This is a genomic window from Rhodococcus sp. (in: high G+C Gram-positive bacteria) (genome assembly GCF_049591685.1).
Taxonomy (GTDB): Bacteria; Actinomycetota; Actinomycetes; order Mycobacteriales; family Mycobacteriaceae; genus Rhodococcoides.
This window is the reverse complement of the sequence record NZ_JBAWFH010000337.1, coordinates 1-20861: the sequence shown is the minus strand read 5'-3', so window position 1 is coordinate 20861 and position 20861 is coordinate 1. Positions and strand designations below refer to the sequence as shown.

Genomic DNA, 20861 nt, shown 5'->3' with positions numbered 1-20861 from the left:
GGCATCTTCGGCACCGTGTTCGAATCGTTACGAAACCGGTTGTAACGAATTTGAGCTTTTCCCGATTCGTTGAAACTACGCTCACCCTGACGAGCGTCGCCAGACCAAACCAAATGATGTGATAAGCGTCACAACTACTGGAATCATCCGGTGGCCTTTCTGTTACGAATGCTTTTCGCTACGCAGCTCAATACTCCGCGGCGCTCGAGACCGAAGAATCACCAGGTAGCGTTGCCTATCGTGGTACAGAACTCGTACGAGGTCCCCACCTCTGCCCGACGCGCAAGAGCATCCGTCTTCGGCATCTTCGGCGTAAACGGGTTCTTGTTTGCGATGTGGGTCGTTCATATTCCGAGCATCGAGCGCCGCACCGACATCTCCCATTCGACCCTCGGATCGCTTCTGCTCGTCCTCGCCGCCGGCGCAATTTTCGGAATGCAGGCGTCCGGACCGCTGTCCGACAGGTATGGAAGTAACCGACTCGTTACCATCTCCGCTGCCGGCCTTTCCTGCGCGCTGCTGGGCCCTGCACTGTCCGTCGACATCGCCACCCTTGGAGTGTCGCTGTTTGCGTTCGGTCTGTTCAACGGCTCACTGGACGTCTCCATGAACTCGCAGGCAGTCGACATCGAGCGCATCTACCCTCGCCCCATCATGAGCGCGTTCCATGCCCTGTTCTCGGTGGGCGGCGTTGTCGGATCACTCGTCGGAGCAGTGACTCTTGCCAACGACGTCCCCATCGCCGTATCCATGGGCGGCGCCGCAGCCCTCGGACTCGCGATCGTCGCCGGTTGCCGACCGTTCCTACTCGACCCGTCCTCGCCCGCCTCTCGGAAAGACACTGCCCGAACCGACACTGCTCCAACCGACACTGCTCGAACCGGGCAGAAGTCGGCATCGGTCGGTGCCGCCCGCTTCTCGCCGCGCGTTCTGATTCTCGGTGTTCTCGCTTTCGCGCTGATGCTTTCCGAGGGGGTCGCCAACGACTGGAGCACCCTTCAGGTCAAGGAACACCTGGGAACGTCCGACGGCATCGCGGCCCTCGCGTTCGGATTCTTCGCGGCCATGATGACCGTCGGCCGGTTCTGCGCCGACCGTGTCAGCGGGCGGTTCGGGCCCGTCGCAGTCGTCCGCTACGGCAACCTTGTCGCATCCGTGGGCATGCTGGGCGTACTCGTCTCGGATTGGCTCCCGCTGACCCTCGCCGGCTGGGCCCTCTTCGGACTCGGGCTGTCCGGCAGCATTCCACAGATTTTCACTAGCGCCGGCAATCTGAGTACCGGTGCCGCGGCCACCAACATGTCCCGGGTCGTCGGAATGGGATATGTCGGGTTCCTCGCCGGTCCCGCAATCATCGGCTGGACGTCGCACTTCGTGTCTCTGACAACCGCGATGGTCGTCCCCCTCGTCCTGACCTTCGTCGCGACCGCTGCCGCGGGCGTCGTACGCCCCGCGTCCACCGCGGTACCCGCGGCCGGCTGACACCACCCTCACAGCGGAAATTCAGAGTCGTGTTGCATCCTCGTACACGAACGACAAAGCAACGAAGCAGTCGAGGCAACTGCGCGCGAAGTGATACAGGGGGGCCGTCGGGGCATGGGCGTGAACACGGACAGCATGGAACTTCTCGAACTGGATGATCACCAATTCCATCGCGATGCAGCGCGGCGTGCACGGGCTACGCTCGTCCGCTTGTGCGGCGCCGCCGGCTCGGTGGCAGCACTGATCGTCGTCTTGGTCGGGCTGCCCAAGCTTGGAATAGGCTACCCCCACTCGCGAGCAATCGTCCCCGGCTTGACCGCGCCATCGGAAACGCTGTTGCGGTTGTTCGGCATCACACCGGTGCTGGTGGCCGTCGCGGCGTTGACCATCGTGTCGGTGGTACGCAAACTCCCTTACGGGATCGGCGCGGTAATCGGGTTGACCGTCGGAGCCTCGTTGACCACCGCAGCAGTCCGCGCGTGGGCATACGGGCTCGTGCCCGCCTCGGCGCTTCCGAATGGCAGCGTCACCGCCTGCGCCGCGCTGATCTGCGGCGCCGCACTCGTGGCCGCGCCCAGGTTTGTGCCCGCTGTGACAGGGCTCGGCGCCGTTGTTGCGCTGACGGTTGCAGGAGCGGCGGTGGTGGGTGGTTCGGCCACCGTGGTGGGAATCGTGACGACGTTCCTGATCGTCGCGCTCTGGTGGGCCCTGGCATCGACGGTCATGGTGTTCTCACCCGTCGCAGCCGAACGCGAAGCGGCCAACCCCCTCGACACCGCTGCGATGGCGTTGCGCAGGCGCTGACATGCCACGACGCCCGTGTCCAAAAAGTGTTGCGTGAACAACACTTTTGGAACACGGGCGCCGGAGGCGCGCTACAGCGCTTTGAGCTCCTCGGTGACGTCCGAGACGGACTTCTTCGCATCGCCGAAAAGCATCGAGGTGCCCTCGGCGAAGAACAGCGGATTGTCGATACCGGCGAACCCGGACGACATCGACCGCTTGAGCACGATGACGGACTTCGACTGGTCGACGTTCAAGATCGGCATTCCGTGGATCGGGCTCGACGGATCGTTGCGCGCCGCCGGATTGGTGACATCGTTCGCTCCGATGACCACCCTGACGTCGGTCCGCCCGAACTCGTCATTGATGTCGTCCATTTCCTTCATCGCGTCGTAAGCGACATCCGCTTCGGCCAGAAGCACATTCATGTGTCCGGGCATACGGCCGGCAACAGGGTGAATGGCGTACTTGACCTCGACACCCTTCGACTCGAGCAACTTCGCCATGTCCTTGACCGCGTGTTGAGCCTGCGCGACGGCCAAACCGTAACCGGGAACGACGATCACCTGGTTCGCGTAGGCCATCTGGATCGCAGCGTCGGCAGCGGAAGTCGCCTTGGCGGTACCGCCACCTGCGCCCGCAGGCCCGGCAGCAGCGCTGCCGCCACCGAAGCCGCCTGCAACGATCGCGGGAATGGACCGGTTCATGGCCTTGGCCATCAAGTTGGTCAAGATCGTGCCCGAGGCACCGACGATCATGCCTGCCACAATCATCGCCGTGTTGTCGAGCGCAAGACCCGCAGCGGCAGCGGAGAGACCGGTGAGCGCATTGAGCAACGAAATGACGACCGGCATGTCCGCGCCGCCGATCGGCAGCACCACGGTCAGTCCCAGAATGCCCGCGAGGACGAGGACCGCCACGATCCACCACTGCGAGACACCGCCGCCCGGGGTGGCGTTGATGCCGATGACCACGGCCGCGGCCACGGCGCCGATGAGCAGCAGCGCATTGAGCGGCTGCTGCAGCTTGCCAATCGTGATCGGGCTACCCGGGAGCGTTTCCTGCAGCTTGAGGAACGCGATGAGCGAACCCCAGAACGAGATCGATCCGATGATCGCCGCGAACAGCGAACCGATGACGATGTGCACCGTCGGCGACTCACCGTGATGGAAGTTCGAGAAGCCGGAGGTGTCGAGGAACTCGGCCCACGCAATCAGAGCGACGGTTCCGCCGCCGACGCCGTTGAACAGTGCGACGAGCTGCGGCATCGCGGTCATCTTCACCCGACGTGCCGGCGGAATACCGAGGGCGACACCGACGACGAGACCGGCGATGATCAGGATCCAGTTGCCGGTGTCACGGACGGAGATGAGCGTCGCGACGACGGCGATGACCATGCCGATCGCGGCGATCTGGTTACCGCGAACAGCGGTCTTCGGGCCGGTCAACCCCATCAAGCCATAGATGAACATGCCGAACGCGATGATGTAGAGAACGTTGACGAGATTTTCCATCAGGAGTCAGAACCCTTCTCGGCCGCAGTTGAAGAAGGTGAGGTGACAGGCACCGGCTTGGACTTGAACATCGACAGCATCCGGTCGGTGACGACAAAGCCACCGATCACGTTGACCGTGCCGAACACCAAGGCGACGAAGAGAATGATCTGCAGACCGATGGACGGATCCTCGACCTTGCCCAGCACCACCAGGGCGCCGAGGACCACGATGCCGTGGATGGCATTGGTGCCCGACATCAGCGGAGTGTGCAGGGTGTTGGGCACCTTGGAAATCACTGCGAACCCGACGAACCCGGACAACACCAGGATCGCGATATTCGCCAACAACGGGGTGTACATCAGTTCTCCTTCTCACGGGTGACGCAGGCACCGGCCAGAACCTCGTCCGAGAAGTCCGGTGCAAGACGCCCGTCGACGAGCATCAATTCGAGCAGGGCCGAAATGTTCTTCGAGTACAGCTCGCTGGCGTGCTCGGGCATGGTGGCAGGCAGGTTCAGCGGCGAGCAGATCGTCACGTCGTGCCTGACCACCGTCTGCCCCGGCTCGGTCAGCTCGCAGTTGCCACCGGTTTCCCCGGCCAGGTCGACCACGACGGAGCCGGGCTTCATACCTTCCACTGCGGCGGCCGTGACCAAGCGCGGCGCAGGACGACCCGGCACGAGCGCCGTGGTGATGACGACGTCGAAGCCCTTGATCGCTTCTTCGAGAGCCTGTTGCTGCTGGGCACGCTCGTCGTCGGTGAGCTCGCGGGCGTAACCGCCCTCGCCTGCGGCGTCGATACCGAGGTCGAGCCACTGCGCACCGACCGACCGCACCTGATCAGCGACCTCGGGGCGTACGTCGTATCCCGTGGGCCGTCCACCGAGGCGCTTCGCCGTAGCCAGAGCCTGTAGACCGGCCACACCGACGCCGAGAACGAGAACGGATGCGGGCTTGACCGTGCCTGCGGCGGTGGTGAGCATCGGGAAGAACCGGGTCGACTCCGATGCCGCCAACAACACCGATTTGTACCCGGCCACATTGGCCTGAGAGGACAGTGCGTCCATCACCTGCGCGCGGGAGATACGCGGGATGGCCTCCACCGCGAACGCCTGCACACCCGCAGCCTTCAACGCGCCGATGCTGTTGTCCGCATTGCGCGGGGCCAAGAACCCGATGAGCGTCGAACCCGACGACAACTTGGCGATCTCCGCCTCCGTGGGCGGCGCCACCTTGACCACGACATCGGCGGACCATGGATCACCGATGGTCGCTCCGGCAGCGATGTAGAGCTCGTCCGGGATCAACGCACCGAGCCCGGCACCGGACTCGACGACGATCTCCACGCCCTTCCCCGACAGTGACGCGACGATCTTCGGCACGAGTGCGACTCGACGCTCGCCGTCTCCGGATTCACGTACGACGCCGACGCGGGTCGTTCCGGTACTGGTTGCGTTCTCGGTACTCTCCGTGGTTTCCAAATCTCCGTCTTCCCTGAAGTCGAATGGCACCTGTGACCCGACGAACGGTTGTGTTCGCGCGACGAAAGGCACTTCGTGCGGGCAAGGCACAAGGTGACTGATGATAGCCAGACGAGACACCGGCCGGGTAACCCACGCCACACCGACTGGTCTCTGAATCGAATCCGAACGGTCGCGACGTGGCATGCATGCGGCAAGTCTGTGATCGACGTCATAGCGGTTGCCGGCCGGGTCGCACGCATACAGTTGGCGCGGTGACCCCCTGTATCTTCTGCGCCATCGTCGCCGCCGAAGCACCGTCGACCGTCGTACTCGACACCGAGGACGTGCTGGCCTTCCTCGATATTCGGCCCGTCACCACGGGACATGTCCTGGTGATTCCGAAGCAGCATTTCTCGGATCTCGACTCGATGCCCCCTGCCGCCGCGGCCGCTGTGTTCGCCGCCGGACAACGCATCTCGAAAGCGATGCGGCGGTCGGACCTCCGTGCCGACGGGGTCAATCTCGTCGTCAACGACGGTAAGTCCGCATTTCAGACGGTCTTTCACAGCCACCTGCACGTCGTGCCCCGGCGCACAGGCGACAAGCTCCGGTTCGTCGCCGGTTTCGTCACCCGCCGACTCCGTGATGCAGAGGGCACGGCCACCTCGATACGCGCCGGACTCGACCGCCTCGCCCACGAGGAGAGCCGATGAAGCTGTTCCTCGCCTCGTATCGCTTCGGCGCTCACGTGGACGAGTTTCGCGCTCTGACGTCGGGGCCGGGGCGCGTCGCCGTCATCTCGCATGCGACCGACGGGTGGCCCGAGCAGGCCCGCGAGTCGGCGCTGACGAGTGAAATCCGCGGTTTACGCGACCTCGGGTACGACCCGTACGAACTCGATGTGCGGCGATTCCGCGACAGACCGGATGCGCTTGCGGCCGAACTGGATTCCGTACAGACGCTGTGGATCAGGGGCGGCAACACATTCGTGTTGCGGTCGGTACTTCATCAGTGCGGCGCCGACGAACCCATCGTCTCGCGGGTGCGCGACGGGCGTCTGGTCTACGCGGGATACAGCGCGGGCGCGTGTGTGGCGTCGCCTTCCCTGCGCGGGGTCGACCAGGCCGACGACCCCGCGGAGATTGCGGACGGCGCTGTGGTCTGGGAGGGACTCGGGTTGGTCGATTTCGCGCTCGTGCCCCACTTCGGGTCGGTCCTCGACGAGAACGGCGCGGGCGCGGCGATGGTGGCGAAGTTCGAACGCGAGGGCGTTCGGCATCTGACCCTGACCGACGAGCAGGTAGTCGTCGTCAACGGTGATCGGACGGAACGGATCTAGCCGGATTGGGCGATCGGAGCGAGGCGATCGAGCGAGGACCACGCCATGTCGCAGCGCCGCCGCGTCATCTCGTCCGCGTCGAGCAGCAGCATGTCCAGCAGCAGCCGAGGCCGTTGCCTCCATGTCGACTCGACCTCGGCGACCGTCGCGTTCTCGACGATTCCCGAGTGCGCAAGCGCGCTCACCCATTCGGCGACTTCGCCGCGGTGAATTGCCTCGATGGTGTCGTAATCGACGCCGCCGTCCTGAAACTCGTACGAGAACATGGCGGCTACGTAGGTCCACGATTGCTGCTGGGGATTCATCATGTTCGGTCCTCCTTGCGGTCCAGAACTGGACGCTAGCCCCCGGAGCTACAACATTCCGTTGCGCGGACGCATCGATCGGGTAACGGAAGTGACGGAAGTGGCAGATGTGACAGCGGCGCGGCCAGGCGGACTGCCGGAGGTGCGGCCGACTCGGTAGGCTTCGCCCCGTGTGGAAGAGGGGAACAATCGTCGGACTCACCGCCCTGTGCGCCATCGCGACCGGCTGCTCCTCGTCCGACTCCGACCCGGAGGAATCAACGGGAGATGCGCCGGGCGGCGACCCGCGAACCGAAGAGTTGTTCGTTGGTGAATGCGGATCCATCACCGAGGACCAACTGACGGAGATCACCGGAATCAGAGGCCTCGCTTCGACGTCGCAGAACGCGGTGAGTTGCCGCTGGGATTCGGCCGACACTGGCTCGTACGCGATGTTCACCTGGTACCGGGCCTCCCCAATCGATCGCGAGCGCACCGTCGCGGGCCGGATCGGTCGGGAAATTTCGACCATCGAAGCCGACGGTCATCCGGGCTTCACCGCACGCGGCAACGACACCTCGTGCGAGGCGGGCGTCGAAAACGGCGACGGGTTTCTGCACTGGTCGGTCAACTACGTCTTCTCCGTCCCATCGCGGGACGTCTGCCAGGTCACCGAAGCCCTTGCCCAGGCCACCGTCGAGAACGCGAGGTGACGCGATGACCAGGTCCGCTCGACTCGCTGCTTCGGCTTCGGCCGCTCTGCTGCTGATCACCGGCTGCGGCACCACCGTCACCGGAACCCCCGTCGCAGAAGGCGCGGGTGAGATGAACACCGAATTCGACAAACTCCTGCAGGAATGCGTCGCGGTGCCCGACGACAAGATCGCCGAATCGGTGCAGGCGGACGCCGTTCGACAGTACTTCTTCGGCGCAGTGTGCATGTGGACCGGCACCACCGCGGCGGGCACGGTGGATGTCACCTTCGCGTGGTTCGAGGACAACACGCTGGGCCGCGAACGGGCGCTCGCCGAGAAGCTGAACTACCAGATCGAACCGGTGACAATCTCCGGCGCCGGCGCGTTCCTCTCGCGACGGCCGGGCGATCCTGCGTCCTGCGGAATCACTGCGTCCTACACGGGCACCATCACCTGGTGGGTGCAGTATCGAAACGCCGCCGCCGATCCGTGCGCGGGCGCTACCCGGCTGGCAGAACTGACGCTTCAGCGCAATCAATAACGGCTCCAACCTCGGCGGTGACCCATAAGCTCGTGACCAGTGAGCTCGGGCAACAGCGCACCGCCGCTTTTTTCAGAAAACACAACAGCGCACCGCCGCTTTTTTCAGAAAACATGGAGTGCACGATGACCGACCTGAGCAAGCTCGAGGCGGCCCTTCCCACCGGGGCCGTGCTGACGGACCCGGACGTCACCGAGGGGTACCGCCGCGACTGGGCCAAAGACCCGAACGCGGGCCGACCCCTCGCCGTAGTTCGAGCGACGTGCACGGCGGACGTTCAGACGGTGATGCGCTGGGCGAGCGAGCACCACATCGCCGTGGTGCCACGCGGTGCAGGGTCCGGATTGTCCGGCGGTGCAACAGCTGTCGACGGTGGCATCGTACTGAGCACCGAGTTGATGCGCGATATCGTCGTCGACCCGGTGACCCGCATCGCGGTGACGCAACCCGGCCTGCTCAACGTCGAGGTCAAGAAGGCAGCCGCCGAGCACGGACTGTGGTATCCCCCGGATCCCTCGTCGTTCGAAATGTGTTCGATCGGTGGTAACGCCGCGACGAACGCGGGTGGCCTCTGCTGCGTGAAGTACGGTGTGACAACCGATTACGTACTCGGACTCGAAGTCGTTCTCGCCGACGGTACTGCCGTGCGACTCGGCGGTCCGAGACTGAAAGACGTTGCAGGACTGTCACTGACGAAGCTCTTCGTCGGCAGCGAGGGCACCCTCGGCATCATCACCGAGATCACCGTCCGCCTGGTGCCGGCGCAGCAACCTGCGAGCACGGTGGTTGCGTCGTTCTCTTCGGTGCACGACGCCACCGCCGCCATCCTGGCCATCACCCGCACGCTTCGTCCGTCGATGCTCGAGTTCATGGACCGTGCGTCGATCGGTGCCGTCGAGGACGCGATGAAGATGGGCCTGGACCGTGGGGCGTCGGCGATGCTGATCGCGCGTTCCGATTCCCCTGGTGCCGATCGTGCCCGTGAAATCGACATCATGGCTGCGGCGTGTACCGAGGCGGGTGCGTCCGATGTGTTCACGACGGACGATCCCGACGAGGGTGAAGCCTTCGCTGCAGCAAGGCGTTTCGCGATTCCGGCGGTGGAGCGACTCGGCAGTTTGTTGCTCGAGGACGTCGGGGTGCCGTTGCCTGCTCTGCCCGACCTCGTCGAGGGGATCGAACGGATCTCGGAGAAATACGGCGTGCTCGTCGCGGTCATCGCTCATGCCGGCGACGGCAACACTCATCCTCTGATCGTGTTCGATCCCGCCGACGCAGACATGGAGCGGCGAGCGAACATCGCGTTCGGCGCAATCATGGATCTCGCAATATCGCTGGGCGGCACCATCACCGGCGAACACGGCGTCGGAAGGCTGAAGAAGGCGTGGCTGCCCGACCAGGTGGGTGAGGACGTCATGAAGCTGACAGCACGCATCAAATCCGCTCTCGACCCCGACGGTATCCTCAACCCGGGTGCGGTGCTCTAACCCGCCTGCAGCAACGCCCGGACGGCATCGATGGTGTCGGCTTCGGCGTGGGTCTTGTCGGGCCGATACCGCAGTACGCGTGCGAATCTCAGAGCGACGCCCCCCGGGTATCGCGTGCTCACCTGCACCCCGTCGAGTTCGATCTCCACGACCAGATCCGGCTCCAGGTAGACCGTGTGCTCGTCGCGGGCGCGCTCGTGCAAGGGGAACTCTTCGGTCTGCCACTGCAACAACTGATCGGTGAGGCCCTTGAACGTCTTGCCGACCATGATGGGCTCGCCTCCGTCGGGGTTTCGCGCTCCGAGGTGAAGGTTGGACAGCCAGCCCGTCCGACGCCCGTAACCCCACTCCGCGCCCAGAACTATCAGGTCGAGTGTGTGCTCGGGTTTGACCTTCTGCCAGGTCCGGCCCCGCCTGCCCGCGGCGTACACCGAGGACAGCGCTTTGACCATGACACCTTCGTGGCCGGCGTCCATGGCTGCGTCGAAGTGCCCGGCGGCCGCATCGGCATCAGGACGCAGAAGCGCCGGAATCCGGTGCTCGGGCGCCACGAGTTCGAGGGCATCGAGGCGTTTGGTCAACGGTTGATCGAGCAGGTCCTCGCCGTCGAGGTGGATGCAGTCGAAGAAATAGGGGCGAAGCAGCAGTTCGTGCGTGCTCTGCGCTCCGAACCGGCTCATCGTTTCCTGGAACGGGCGAGGGCGTCCGCTGTCGGTGAGCGCGAGCGTTTCCCCGTCGAGCACGACCGAGGTGCACGGCAACGACCGCACCAGATCTACCAGCTCGGGTACGCCGTCGGTGATCTCGCGCAACGTGCGCGTGTAGATGTGGACCTCGTCGCCGTCACGGTGCACCTGAATGCGCGCCCCGTCCAATTTGTACTCCACGCTCACATCGCCCGTGAGCTCCGTCCACGCCGAAAGGAGACTCTCCGCAGGGGAGGCCAACATCGGCCGAATGGGCCTGCCGATCTCGAGGCCGAACGCCTCGAGCGCGTCCTCTCCCCCGGTCAACGCTGCCGTGGCCGTCGCAGCCAGCCGTCCGGAGAGCATGAATGCGCGTCGTACCGGATCGAGAGGCAGGCCGGCAGCCTTGGCGATGGCGTCCGTCATCACGCCTTCGAGCGCACCCTGCCGCAGCTCGCCGGTCATCAACCGAATCAGGAACTCACGTTCGCTTCGGGTGGCCGAGCCGAACAAGTCGCTCAACAGTTCGCGGCGTCTGGCCGTGGACCCGGAACCGGACGTCGACGCGATGGCCGCCAACGCCGAATCGACGTCCGTGATCGTCAATGCGCCCTCGTCTGTCGGGGCGACGTCGATGCCCGACAACGTTTTCCAGCCGATGCCGATTCGTCCCTGTGGGAGCTCGCCCGATAGCCACGAGACGACGGTGCCGACGTCGCCGGGATCGAGGTTGCCGAGGAGTTCGCGCAGCGACTCGATCTTCGCCTTGCGCGAACGTGTGGCGCCCACGGCCTGAGAGGTGTCGATGATCCTGGTGAACAGCACCCCCCGAACGTAACCCGAAGCCCCGACATCCAACCCTGAACCACCCGATCAGCTGAAGCCGAGGACCCGGTCTCCCCACGCGGTACGCAGTGCGCTGTCCGGGTCGTCGACGACGGTGTCCTGACCGTCGATGACGAGTGTCGACCGCTCGGGCTCGGCGTACAGCGGCCAGTGTTTGGCACCGTCGAGCGTGGCCGGCACGCCGTGTCGGGCGAACGCGACCCACCGTTTCATCACTCGAGCCGACACCGCCATGGCTGCTTTGCGACCACCGAGCCAGAACGTCGGGTCGCGGTTCAGCGTCCCGAAATTGCCGAATACATAGGGTAATTCGGTTGCGTGCCCGGCGCCGATCCGTGCCGCCTTCAACATCGGGGTCGCATGGTCGAACCGATACATCCACACCGGTGAGTGCCTGCTGTGCGCGTCGGCGATCCACAGGCTCGGCATCGTGAAACCTGCGTCCCTCGACATGGCCAGGGCTCCGGCCGTGGTCGAGCGGTCCGGATACGCCGACATGATCTCCGCGACCCGGAAGGCGGGGAGGTCGGCGTGGTCGTTGGCTATCGCCCGGAACATCTCGGTGACGGTGTCCGACGTGACCGGCATCAACGGCGACTTCATCAACCGGAAGATCGACGCCTCGTCGTGATTGGTGCCGATGATCATCGGGATCCGGTGCGCAAAGCCCTTCTGGAACGCGGCAACGGGATAGCGCGGAACGATGTACCCGTCGACGACGGGAGCCAGCCCCAGCGTGCCCGGTACGCGCGCCGGAACGTCGTAGCAGAGCGTGTCGCTCGCCTCGACCAATGTCTCGAAGTCGGTCGTCTTGAGTTCGTGCACGCGTTCCGGTGTCACCCCGGAGATGTCGAGGAAGCGAGCAGCCACCTGCGCCGCACGATCCGGGCCGTACACCGATGTCGCCGGGGCACTCTGCACGATCGCCCGGTGGAACAGGCCCTCCGTTCTGGGCGACGTCATCAGGGTTGTCACCGATGCGCCCCCCGAGGACTCACCGAACACCGTCACGTTCGACGCGTCTCCGCCGAAGGCGCCGATGCTCCTGTGCACCCATTCGAGAGCAGCGATCTGATCACGTAATCCGACATTCGAGTCGAACACGGTGTCGTCGGTGGAGAACGACGACAGGTCGAGGAAGCCGAACGCCCCGACGCGGTAGTTCACCGTGACGAGCACCAGGTCGCCGAGTTCGGCGAGAGCGCGTCCGTCGTACACGGTCTGCGCGGCCGACCCCAACGAATACGCACCACCGTGAATCCAGACCATGACGGGCCGCGGGGTTCCGTCGGGCTCGGGAGCCCAGACGTTCACCGACAGACAGTCCTCCGACTGCGGCAGGGTCGGGTCGATGGGCACCGGATTGTCCCGACCCTGTGGGGCGACCGGACCGAAGCGGAGACAGTCCAGCGGTTCGGTCCAGGGCTCGACCGGACGCGGCGCCCTGAAGCGGTGCTCGCCGTCCGTCGGGGCTGCGTAGGGAATGCCCTTCCACGCGTAGACGGCGCCGTCGAGGTGGCCGACGACTTCCCCGTCCGGCGTCATCACGCGGCATGTCGCTTCGGTCATGGCACCTCCTTGGCAGGTGAACGCGCCGGATCGGTCCGGCGCACGCCAACGTACCAACCTCACGCGAGCCCTAACCTGCGTTCCCGCCGACCACTGTTTCGCAGGGCGAACGGTCGGGCATAGCCTGAGCAGAAGTGCACCGAATCCGCTGCACGCGTTCCACAGGCCCAGGCCGGAGGGATCTTTCCTTCCGCGTCGAAAGGAGACCGGATGTCCGAGACGCCGACCCGCTCAGGCGGCCATCACAGCGCAAAAGTCATCGGCGTCAGCGTCGCTGCGGCCGTCGGCGGTTTCCTGTTCGGCTTCGACAGCTCCGTCATCAACGGGGCCGTCGACGCCATCGAGGGACGCTTCTCGCTCGGCTCCTTCACCACCGGGTTCGTAGTTGCGATCGCGCTGATCGGGTGCGCGGTCGGTGCGTGGTTCGCCGGATCACTGGCCGATCGCTGGGGTCGCAAGAAGGTGATGGTCCTCGGCTCCGCGCTGTTCACCATTTCTTCTCTGGGCTCAGGTCTCGCGTTCAGCGTGCCGGACCTCATGCTGTGGCGCGTGCTCGGCGGACTCGGCATCGGCATCGCCTCGGTGATCGCGCCCGCGTACATCGCCGAGATCGCCCCGGCCAAGTGGCGCGGAAGCCTGGCGTCACTGCAGCAACTCGCCATCACCGTCGGTATTTTCGCCGCCCTGCTCTCGGACGCTCTGCTGCAGGGCGCAGCCGACGGTGCGTCGAACGACCTGTGGTGGGGACTCGAAGCGTGGCGCTGGATGTTCCTGGTCGGCGTCGTCCCCGCACTGATCTATGGACTGCTCGCGGTGACCATCCCCGAATCACCCCGCTATCTCGTGGGCCAACATCTCGACGAAGAAGCGGCGAGGATTCTCGCCGACATCACGGGCGAGCTGCACCCGAACGAACGCGTCCATGAAATTCGGTTGACCCTCCGCAAGGAATCGAAGTCGTCGTTCCAGGACATCAAAGGCACCCGATTCGGACTGCACCCGATCGTCTGGGTCGGAATCATCATGGCCGTGCTGCAACAGCTCGTCGGCATCAACGCGATCTTCTACTACTCGACGACCCTGTGGAGGTCGGTCGGATTCACCGAGGAGCAATCGTTCACCACGTCCGTCATCACCTCGGTCATCAACGTCTCCATGACGTTCGTAGCGATTCTGTTCGTCGACCGCATCGGCCGTCGCAAGCTCTTGCTCGCCGGCTCCCTCGGCATGTTCGTCGGTCTTCTCATGGCGGCGGTGGCGTTCTCCCAGCAGATCGGCAGCGGCGACGACGTAACGCTGCCGAGCCCGTGGGGGGCCGTCGCCCTCATCGGCGCAAACTTGTTCGTCATCTTCTTCGCCGCGACGTGGGGGCCCATCATGTGGGTCCTGCTCGGAGAGATGTTCCCCAACCGTATGCGGGCCATGGCGCTCGGCGTCGGGACGGCCGCCAACTGGGTCGCCAACTTCGCTGTGACACTTGCATTTCCGCCACTCACCGAAGCCATCGGCCTGTGGGCGATCTACGGTTTCTTCGCCCTCATGGCAGTGGTGTCGTTCTTCTTCGTACGCTCGAAGATCCCCGAGACCAAGGGGATGGAACTCGAGGACATGCTCGACTGAGCACAGCAGGGTGCTATCGTCGGCGATGTTCTGACACGGGGTGCGTCCGCACATGCGGATGCTGAGATAACACCCGTCGAACCTGATTCAGGTAATGCTGACGAAGGGATGTCGAGGCTTTGACTACGCCTGTGCTCTCGGTGGACTCTGTCCACCACACCGACCGACGCCACACGGACTTATTGTGGGCGAATACCGAAACGCTCCGCGCCGCGATCGACGAGCTGGACTTTCTCCGGATGCTCGGCGACGGAACCCTGCCGCTCGGAGCCTTCCGCACCTACATCGAGCAGGACCGTCTGTACCTTGCCGGGTACGCCAAGGCGTTGTCGCTTCTGGCGTCGCGGGCGCCCGACGCAACCACCGCTGCCTTCTGGGCCACGTCCGCGGCCGGTGCCGTCGACGAAGCGGCCCTGCACGAGTCCCTTCTGTCCGGCGATGCGCTTCCGGCCGCGGACTCCGTCGCATCGCATTCGCCCGCCTGCCTCGGCTACGTGTCCTACCTGATCTCGGCCGCGGCGACGGAGCCGTACCCGGTGGCGGCAGCAGCCGTTCTCCCGTGCTTCTGGATCTACGCCGATGTGGCAGTGCGTCTGTCGGCCGCTGCGCAGCAGGTGCTCCGAACGGATCCGGAACACCCCTACGCACGGTGGGTGTCCACCTACGATTCCGACGAGTTCCGCACCATCGTCGACGGTGCGCGCATTCTCGTCGACGACGCGGCGGAAGCGGCAACCTCTGCGCAGCGCGACGCGATGGTCGAGGCGTTCTTTGTGGCGACACGGTACGAACTGATGTTCTGGGACACCGCCCTCCACCCGACGCCGTGGCCGGTGACGCCGTGAGAATCCGCGCGCTCGTAGTGGCCGCGGTGACGTTCGCGAGTCTGACCGCGTGCGCGCAGTCAGACGACTCCGGCACCATTCGGTTCGCGCTCGACTGGACCCCGAACACCAATCACACCGGGCTGTACGTGGCACTGCAGGAGGGGTTCTTCGCTGATGCCGGGTTGGACGTGGAAGTTCTCCCCTACAACAGCACCTCGCCCGACACGCTGGTCGACTCGGGCAACGCCGAATTCGGGATCAGCACACAGGGTTCCACCACGTTCGCGAAAGCCGCCGGCGCACAGATCGTCTCGGTCCTGGCCCCGCTGCAGCGCTGGGCCACCGGTATCGGCGTCCGCGCCGACCGGCAGGATCTGACGGGTCCCGCCGCGCTGGACGGCAAGGTGTACGCGGGCTTCGGTGACCTCGGCGAGGAGGCCACGGTGCGCCAGGTCATCGAAAACGACGGCGGAGCAGGCGAATACGAGACTGTCGTCCTTGGAACGTCGGCCTACGAAGCCGTGTACTCGGGCACCGCGGATTTCACCGTGTCGTATCTCGCGTGGGAGGGCCTCGAGGCCGAGCACAGCGGAACTCCGATGAAGTACTTCGAGTACACCGATTTCGGGTTCCCCGACGCGTACGCCATCACCATCAGTGGCAACGAGAACTGGCTACTCGACAACCCTGAGGAAGGCGCGAAGTTCGTTCAGGCTCTCCAGCGCGGGTACCAGGTGGCGGCTGACGATCCGGATCGGGCCGCTCAGGACGTCATCGACGCCAACCCGGGCACGTTCACCGACGAGAAGCTGGTGTTCGAGAGCCAGCAAATGCTCGCTGACGGGTACATGAAGGACGATGCAGGAGTCGTCGGTGGTCAGAATCTCGGCAAGTGGAGCGGGTACTCGAAATTCCTCTACGACAATGGACTTCTCGTCGACGAGAGCGGCGCCGCGCTCGCAGCCGAGCCCGACTGGTCCACCTATTTCACCAATGATTATCTCGGCGACCGCTGACCAGGCGACGGCCACCCGAATCGAGAAGCCTGCCCGGCAGCGGGCACCTCGGGTGGGCGACGTCGTTCGATGGGCACTGCCGTCGCTGACCATCGTCGTAGCGATCGTTGTCGGCTGGGAAGCATATGTCTCGCTCAGTGGCATCAGACCGCAGGTGTTGCCCTCTCCGTCACGCATCATCACCCAGGGGTGGGCGCACAGGGAAGCGATCGGCACCAACGCGGCCGCCACGCTTCAGGTCACCGTCGTCGGCTTCGCAGTATCTCTCGTCGTCGCCTGGATTCTGGCTGTGGCAGTCGACTTCTCGCCGTGGCTCAGGCGTGCGGTCGTTCCGCTGTTCGTGGTGTCGCAAACGCTGCCGATCATCGCTATTGCTCCACTGCTCATCATCTGGTTCGGCTTCGGCTTGCTACCCAAGATCCTCGTCATCGCACTGGCCACGTTCTTCCCGATGGCGATCGGTCTGATCGAAGGATTTGCCGCCACCGACCGCGATGCCCGTTCGCTGCTGGCGGCGATGGGCGCGAGTCGGTGGCAGCAATTTCGCTACGTACGGCTCCCGTCCGCGATGCCCCGCTTCTTCACGTCCCTGCGTATCGGCATCACCTACGCGGTGGTCGGCGCCATCTTCGCCGAGTACGCCGGTGCCAGCGCGGGACTCGGCATCTACATGAGCCAACAGAAGAACTCGTTCCGGACCGATCTGGTGCTGGCCGCGGTTGTTGTCACCGCCGCGATCAGCGTCACCCTGTTCCTGCTGACGTACGCGGTCGAACGCCTCGTTGCGCCCTGGGCCCGTGACAGTCGGCCACGCTGATGCGGGTGCGAGTGAACGGATTGACGAAGGCGTACGACGGTCGGGAAGTGCTTGCCGGCGTGAGCTTCGACGTCTCGCCCGGCGAGTTCGTCTCCATCATCGGGCCGAGCGGATCCGGCAAGAGCACGATCTTCAACATGCTCGCCGGATTGGACTCCCCGGACGAGGGGATCGTCGACGCACCCGCGAGCGCCTACATGCCGCAGAAGGACCTCTTGTTCCCGTGGCGGACGGTGCTGGACAACACGTGTCTCGGGCTGGAAGTTCAGGGACTACCGAAGAAAGAAGCACGGGCGCGAGCACGCGAGCTATTTCCCGTCTTCGGCCTCAGCGGGTACGAGGATGCGCGTCCGTCCGCATTGTCCGGAGGGATGAGGCAGCGTGCTGCGGTACTGCGCACGGTGGTCCAGGGACGCGAAGTGCTCCTGCTCGACGAACCGTTCGGCGCGTTGGATTCCCTGACGCGTACGGGCATGCAGTCCTGGCTGCAAGATGTATGGCTCGAATACGGCTGGACCGTCCTCATGATCACCCACGACATCCGGGAGGCGGTGTACCTGTCCGATCGAGTGATCGTGCTGTCGGACAAACCCGCGCGCGTTCGGCGTGCGGTCGACGTGCCGCTGCCGAGGCCCCGCGAACTGGGCATCGTGACGACGCCCGCCTTCGCGGCCGTCGAGAGCAAACTGATGGACGTCCTGCTCGGCTAGGTCGCCAGAACCAGCCGCTACTGCCCACCTAGTCTCCGCGCGAGAGCCGTCACGGCCTCACTGGCGTCGGCCAAACTTGCCTCGGCCTGCGCAATCATGGGCTCGAGAGCCGGCACCCGGCCGGCCAGCGTGAGGTCGATGGTCACGACGAGCACCGTCATCCCCAGTGCAGTGCCGAGAACCTGCTGCAGCTGCGGAACGGTGTGATCGGCGCCGAAGTCAGGTGTGCCCGGCCCGTACTGGTTCCCGCGGGAGGAGACCACCACGATGGGCTTGCCCTCGACCGGACGCGTAGGTGCATCGAACGGCACCGTGATACCCGGGACATGGATGTAGTCGATCCATGCCTTCAACGTCGACGGAATGGACCAGTTGTACATCGGGGCTCCGACGAGAACTACGATCTGTCGACGAATCGAGGTGCAACAACTGCCGCACTGGCACTCCTTCTACTGGGCTTCCCGAAAAGATCAACCCCAGTAGGGTTTGCTGCATGGACCACCGGTACATCGCGTCCGCGCTGTCGGCGCGAGACGCACGACGAGTCACGGAGATCATCGGCACGCTGGACGGACGCGCACCGGAACTGACTGTCGACGGCGTCGCTCTCGACGTGGACTCCTCGGCCCGCAATGCTGTCATGGAGTTGCTTCGTCAACTCGCCACGGGAACCTCCGTGACGATCGGCCCGGTCGGAGAACTGTTGACCACCTCGCAAGCGGCGGAGGTTCTGGGAGTGTCCGACACCTACGTTCGTCGTCTCGCCGATGCGGGCGATCTGCCCATCGAAATGCGAGGGACGCACCGCCGTTTTCGACTCGAAGACCTCGTTCGGCACCGGGAGCGCTTCACCCCATAGCCTCGATCGCGGCCCTACCGAGGCTATCCGGCTTCGCGGCCCAGCAATTCCGACTGCAGTGTCAACAGATCGGCGAAAGCCGCCCCGGAGGCCCGCCACAATTGCTCCGTGTCGATGTAGTCGACGCCGAGCAAGTTGACGTCCCCGCGGTATGCCCCGACGTCGACCGACAGCCTCCGAACAATGTTCGAGACGTCTCGGTCGAGATAGCCGGAATCCGAGCGCTCCAGTGCACGAAACTGTGCGGAGAAATGGTCGGCAGAAATTCGCCGGTCGACGAACTGCGCAACGAGTATGACAAAGCGCGACGCGTGCAGCGACGGAGAACGAAACGAATGCCCCACGGAACTGGCCTCCCCTGGTGGGCGACGCCACTCACCGTCGCCATCGAAATCCTTCGGATCGAATCTGCGACGTAGGTCCACTGCCTATCGCTGTGAGCGATGACGTGGTGAGGGCGTCGGGACTCGGCCTGCAAACAAGAACTTCACCGACGATATCCACCACAACCGGGCTGATCCGCTGTTTTTCGTATTTGCTGTCACCGTTCACAAGGCTCCCAGCGGGAAGTTGTGAACCGGCTACTGCAGCGACCCAAGAGGCTGTCGCTCCGGCGTATCGAGTTCCCAGAAGTTCCAGCCGTCCCTGACCTCGATGTCGCCGCTGATGTGAGTTGCAACAGCGCTCGCGGCCTGGGTGGGATCATCGAAACGTCGCCCCTCCATGGGGCCCTGCACGATCTCGAGCCGCTTGCTGTCTGGGTCGTACCGTCCGCTGAGGCGGTAGCCCTCACAGTCGGCGACGACGCGGACGCGGAGATCGATGACCTCTTCGACCTCGGCGGCGCGCTTGGCACTGCTGCGACGCACCGTCATCTTGACCCGGTTGGCGATCGCAGCCTCTGCGGCCTCGGCCTGCTCCGGATCGGACGTGGCGTTCAAACCGAGGAGCGACCAACGGTCGTAGCCGTGCTGGACTCGCCCGACGGCGATGGCGTGGTGGCCCGTGCGCGTGCGGAGTGGCGAATCCTGAACCCAGAGATCGACCTCGCCCTTGATGTCGGCGGCCATCTCTTCGGACGACACCATGAAGAACGCCGGCTCCGGACGTCCCAGGTCGACGAACACCCAGTAGGACGAACCCGTGTCGTCGCTCGCCAACGATTCGTCCTGGCGACGTGCCTTCCAGTCTCCCGCAGCCTTGGTCCTGACCCTGACGATGCAGCTCGAGCCGTCTACGCCCCATACCCGAACCGGGTTCCGCCGCGAGGTGGTGAGCCGTTCTGCACGCCCCCCGTGCATGACCACCGCTCCGATGAATGCTCTTATGCCCTGCTCCGATACGTCTTCCACGGTGCTACCTCTGATTCTGCCTACCCGTGCAGATGATGAGAGGTGCCTACGACGGGTAGCACGCGCACGACTCGGATTTCACCCTCAGTCTAAGGCCCAGACACCCCTCGCAGGAACCGTGCACAATCGACACATGGACATCAGCACCGACCACGAGCCGGAGAGCCATCGGTTCGTGCTGCGACTCGGCACCGATATCGCCGCATACAGCGAGTACTTCGACGCGGACACGGTGCGAAATTTCTATCACACCGTCACGCTCCCGGAGCACCGCGGCAGGGGATATGCCGCGGTGCTGACGGAACGGGCCCTCGACGACACCGCCCGAGACGGCATGACGGTGCACCCTTCGTGCTGGTTCGTTCGTGAATTCATCGAAACGAACGCGGACAGATACGGAGTACTGCTCACCTCCGACGAACCGCCCGCTGCGCAGTAGCGAAGAGAAAGAACCCCTCCGGTGAATGCGAATCCGGCCTCTTGCGCCGGTTGTAACGCTCCAACGATTTTGCTACCCGCAATTCGTGATCGCGAATGACATATTCGTACCAATACATATCGAAAGACTCCTCGGAACAGCAAGAAATTGCCATGAATCGGGCGCGCGAATACCGCGCAGCCACACAGGTGAAAGAAGAACGGCGCAGCGCCGCTAAATGACTCGGCCGACGCGGACACATCGCGAAAGATGCTGGGCGTCAACGCTTGTGCGGACAATTCCCAAAGTGCACCCCTCTCGCTCCGTGTGCTGCGACAATGCCTACGAAAGACATCATGCTTTGCCGACGCGAGACGTGCCACCTAATTAATTCACGCACTGTCTGCGAGCACTCGGCGGGCCCGCGGACTTGCCCAAATCCGATGTTGGGCAACAATTTTTCGGCCGTGGAATGCAGAAAACCCCCGACCGTGTGGTCGGGGGTTGTCTGGAATGTGTGTTCGGCGGTGTCCTACTCTCCCACACCCTGTCGAGTGCAGTACCATCGGCGC

At 64.4% G+C, this 20861-nt stretch carries 22 protein-coding genes, 1 pseudogene and 1 riboswitch; of the genes and pseudogenes, 14 read left to right on the top strand and 9 right to left on the bottom strand.

Annotated elements, in window-relative coordinates:
* The first annotated feature begins 240 nt into the window (after positions 1-240).
* The gene (locus WBQ44_RS14235) at positions 241-1482 is read left to right on the top strand and encodes an MFS transporter (protein WP_495567326.1); all 1242 of its coding nucleotides are present in this window, start codon (positions 241-243) and stop codon (positions 1480-1482) included.
* 114 nt (positions 1483-1596) lie between these two features.
* Positions 1597-2286, top strand: a complete 690-nt coding sequence (locus WBQ44_RS14230; protein WP_495567325.1) for a hypothetical protein — start codon at positions 1597-1599, stop codon at positions 2284-2286.
* Between the two features lie 71 nt (positions 2287-2357).
* On the opposite strand, the gene WBQ44_RS14225 is transcribed toward WBQ44_RS14230, so the two are convergent.
* The 3 genes from WBQ44_RS14225 to WBQ44_RS14215 are packed head-to-tail and all read right to left on the bottom strand — an operon-like array spanning position 2358 to position 5241.
* Complete coding sequence (locus WBQ44_RS14225; protein WP_495567324.1) at positions 2358-3779, bottom strand: NAD(P)(+) transhydrogenase (Re/Si-specific) subunit beta; 1422 nt, start codon at positions 3777-3779, stop codon at positions 2358-2360.
* Positions 3779-4120, bottom strand: a complete 342-nt coding sequence (locus WBQ44_RS14220; RefSeq protein ID WP_495567323.1) for an NAD(P) transhydrogenase subunit alpha part 2 — start codon at positions 4118-4120, stop codon at positions 3779-3781. The genes WBQ44_RS14225 and WBQ44_RS14220 overlap by 1 nt, the downstream gene beginning before the upstream one ends.
* Complete coding sequence (locus WBQ44_RS14215; protein ID WP_495567322.1) at positions 4120-5241, bottom strand: Re/Si-specific NAD(P)(+) transhydrogenase subunit alpha; 1122 nt, start codon at positions 5239-5241, stop codon at positions 4120-4122. Before WBQ44_RS14215 ends, WBQ44_RS14220 begins: the two co-directional genes overlap by 1 nt.
* A 254-nt stretch (positions 5242-5495) precedes the next feature.
* Here WBQ44_RS14215 and WBQ44_RS14210 point away from each other — a divergent pair, with 254 nt between their 5' ends.
* Together WBQ44_RS14210 and WBQ44_RS14205 are read left to right on the top strand one after the other, a co-directional pair.
* Positions 5496-5936, top strand: a complete 441-nt coding sequence (locus tag WBQ44_RS14210) for an HIT family protein (RefSeq protein ID WP_495567321.1) — start codon at positions 5496-5498, stop codon at positions 5934-5936.
* Positions 5933-6562 (top strand): Type 1 glutamine amidotransferase-like domain-containing protein, encoded by a 630-nt coding sequence (locus tag WBQ44_RS14205; protein ID WP_495567320.1) that lies wholly within the window; start codon positions 5933-5935, stop codon positions 6560-6562. Before WBQ44_RS14210 ends, WBQ44_RS14205 begins: the two co-directional genes overlap by 4 nt.
* Here the strand turns inward: WBQ44_RS14205 and WBQ44_RS14200 are convergent.
* The gene (locus WBQ44_RS14200) at positions 6559-6870 is read right to left on the bottom strand and encodes a hypothetical protein (protein WP_495567319.1); all 312 of its coding nucleotides are present in this window, start codon (positions 6868-6870) and stop codon (positions 6559-6561) included. The two genes, WBQ44_RS14205 and WBQ44_RS14200, sit on opposite strands and share 4 nt — an antisense overlap.
* Positions 6871-7037: 167 nt before the next feature.
* Between WBQ44_RS14200 and WBQ44_RS14195 the strand changes: the two genes are divergently transcribed.
* The 3 genes from WBQ44_RS14195 (at position 7038) to WBQ44_RS14185 (ending at position 9569) form a co-directional block, all read left to right on the top strand.
* Complete coding sequence (locus WBQ44_RS14195) at positions 7038-7559, top strand: DUF3558 domain-containing protein (protein WP_495567318.1); 522 nt, start codon at positions 7038-7040, stop codon at positions 7557-7559.
* Positions 7560-7563: 4 nt separating this feature from the next.
* On the top strand, positions 7564-8082 hold the full coding sequence (locus tag WBQ44_RS14190) for a DUF3558 domain-containing protein (protein ID WP_495567317.1): 519 nt from the start codon (positions 7564-7566) through the stop codon (positions 8080-8082).
* Between the two features lie 125 nt (positions 8083-8207).
* Positions 8208-9569, top strand: coding sequence for an FAD-binding oxidoreductase (locus tag WBQ44_RS14185; protein WP_495567316.1), 1362 nt, complete (start codon positions 8208-8210; stop codon positions 9567-9569).
* Here WBQ44_RS14185 and WBQ44_RS14180 read toward each other — a convergent pair.
* Both WBQ44_RS14180 and WBQ44_RS14175 read right to left on the bottom strand, forming a co-directional pair.
* Positions 9566-11080 (bottom strand): ATP-dependent DNA ligase, encoded by a 1515-nt coding sequence (locus WBQ44_RS14180; protein WP_495567315.1) that lies wholly within the window; start codon positions 11078-11080, stop codon positions 9566-9568. The genes WBQ44_RS14185 and WBQ44_RS14180 overlap by 4 nt on opposite strands.
* Positions 11081-11128: 48 nt before the next feature.
* Positions 11129-12670 (bottom strand): carboxylesterase/lipase family protein, encoded by a 1542-nt coding sequence (locus tag WBQ44_RS14175; protein ID WP_495567314.1) that lies wholly within the window; start codon positions 12668-12670, stop codon positions 11129-11131.
* 210 nt (positions 12671-12880) lie between these two features.
* Between WBQ44_RS14175 and WBQ44_RS14170 the strand changes: the two genes are divergently transcribed.
* From WBQ44_RS14170 to WBQ44_RS14150, 5 genes are all read left to right on the top strand, one after another.
* Positions 12881-14290, top strand: a complete 1410-nt coding sequence (locus WBQ44_RS14170; protein WP_495567313.1) for a sugar porter family MFS transporter — start codon at positions 12881-12883, stop codon at positions 14288-14290.
* Positions 14291-14316: 26 nt separating this feature from the next.
* Positions 14317-14416, top strand: a riboswitch (TPP riboswitch).
* Positions 14410-15135 carry a TenA family protein gene (locus WBQ44_RS14165; RefSeq protein ID WP_495567312.1) on the top strand — a complete coding sequence of 242 codons (726 nt, stop codon included), beginning with the start codon at positions 14410-14412 and terminating at the stop codon, positions 15133-15135. Its footprint overlaps the riboswitch before it by 7 nt.
* Positions 15132-16133: an ABC transporter substrate-binding protein gene (locus WBQ44_RS14160; RefSeq protein ID WP_495567311.1), complete on the top strand. Its 1002-nt coding sequence runs from the start codon at positions 15132-15134 to the stop codon at positions 16131-16133. Before WBQ44_RS14165 ends, WBQ44_RS14160 begins: the two co-directional genes overlap by 4 nt.
* Positions 16111-16950, top strand: coding sequence for an ABC transporter permease (locus WBQ44_RS14155; protein ID WP_495567310.1), 840 nt, complete (start codon positions 16111-16113; stop codon positions 16948-16950). The genes WBQ44_RS14160 and WBQ44_RS14155 overlap by 23 nt, the downstream gene beginning before the upstream one ends.
* Entirely contained in the window at positions 16950-17660 is a 711-nt protein-coding gene (locus WBQ44_RS14150; RefSeq protein WP_495567309.1) for an ABC transporter ATP-binding protein, read from the top strand. The genes WBQ44_RS14155 and WBQ44_RS14150 overlap by 1 nt, the downstream gene beginning before the upstream one ends.
* 17 nt (positions 17661-17677) lie before the next feature.
* On the opposite strand, the pseudogene WBQ44_RS14145 reads toward WBQ44_RS14150, so the two are convergent.
* A pseudogene (locus tag WBQ44_RS14145) lies at positions 17678-18061 on the bottom strand (NAD(P)H-dependent oxidoreductase); the annotation flags it as partial.
* Between the two features lie 92 nt (positions 18062-18153).
* Between WBQ44_RS14145 and WBQ44_RS14140 the strand changes: the two are divergent.
* A complete protein-coding gene (locus WBQ44_RS14140) occupies positions 18154-18519 on the top strand; it encodes a helix-turn-helix domain-containing protein (protein ID WP_495567308.1) in 366 nt (121 codons plus the stop codon).
* A 23-nt stretch (positions 18520-18542) separates the two neighbouring features.
* Here WBQ44_RS14140 and WBQ44_RS14135 read toward each other — a convergent pair whose 3' ends face one another.
* Positions 18543-18863, bottom strand: coding sequence for a homoserine dehydrogenase (locus WBQ44_RS14135; protein WP_495567307.1), 321 nt, complete (start codon positions 18861-18863; stop codon positions 18543-18545).
* Between the two features lie 237 nt (positions 18864-19100).
* The gene (locus tag WBQ44_RS14130; RefSeq protein WP_495567306.1) at positions 19101-19871 is read right to left on the bottom strand and encodes a hypothetical protein; all 771 of its coding nucleotides are present in this window, start codon (positions 19869-19871) and stop codon (positions 19101-19103) included.
* 133 nt (positions 19872-20004) lie between these two features.
* On the opposite strand from WBQ44_RS14130, the gene WBQ44_RS14125 reads away from it, so the two are divergent.
* Positions 20005-20310, top strand: a complete 306-nt coding sequence (locus tag WBQ44_RS14125; protein WP_495567305.1) for a GNAT family N-acetyltransferase — start codon at positions 20005-20007, stop codon at positions 20308-20310.
* Positions 20311-20861: the final 551 nt, after the last annotated feature.

Bases quoted from the DNA above. Each gene is read 5' to 3' on its own strand.
- WBQ44_RS14230 (WP_495567325.1), top strand. From the start codon at position 1,597: ATGGGCGTGAACACGGACAGCATGGAACTTCTCGAACTGGATGATCAC.
- WBQ44_RS14225 (WP_495567324.1), bottom strand. From the start codon at position 3,779: ATGGAAAATCTCGTCAACGTTCTCTACATCATCGCGTTCGGCATGTTC.
- WBQ44_RS14220 (WP_495567323.1), bottom strand. From the start codon at position 4,120: ATGTACACCCCGTTGTTGGCGAATATCGCGATCCTGGTGTTGTCCGGG.
- WBQ44_RS14205 (WP_495567320.1), top strand. From the start codon at position 5,933: ATGAAGCTGTTCCTCGCCTCGTATCGCTTCGGCGCTCACGTGGACGAG.
- WBQ44_RS14200 (WP_495567319.1), bottom strand. From the start codon at position 6,870: ATGATGAATCCCCAGCAGCAATCGTGGACCTACGTAGCCGCCATGTTC.
- WBQ44_RS14190 (WP_495567317.1), top strand. From the start codon at position 7,564: ATGACCAGGTCCGCTCGACTCGCTGCTTCGGCTTCGGCCGCTCTGCTG.
- WBQ44_RS14185 (WP_495567316.1), top strand. From the start codon at position 8,208: ATGACCGACCTGAGCAAGCTCGAGGCGGCCCTTCCCACCGGGGCCGTG.
- WBQ44_RS14175 (WP_495567314.1), bottom strand. From the start codon at position 12,670: ATGACCGAAGCGACATGCCGCGTGATGACGCCGGACGGGGAAGTCGTC.
- WBQ44_RS14170 (WP_495567313.1), top strand. From the start codon at position 12,881: ATGTCCGAGACGCCGACCCGCTCAGGCGGCCATCACAGCGCAAAAGTC.
- WBQ44_RS14155 (WP_495567310.1), top strand. From the start codon at position 16,111: ATGATTATCTCGGCGACCGCTGACCAGGCGACGGCCACCCGAATCGAG.
- WBQ44_RS14150 (WP_495567309.1), top strand. From the start codon at position 16,950: ATGCGGGTGCGAGTGAACGGATTGACGAAGGCGTACGACGGTCGGGAA.
- WBQ44_RS14140 (WP_495567308.1), top strand. From the start codon at position 18,154: ATGGACCACCGGTACATCGCGTCCGCGCTGTCGGCGCGAGACGCACGA.
- WBQ44_RS14125 (WP_495567305.1), top strand. From the start codon at position 20,005: ATGGACATCAGCACCGACCACGAGCCGGAGAGCCATCGGTTCGTGCTG.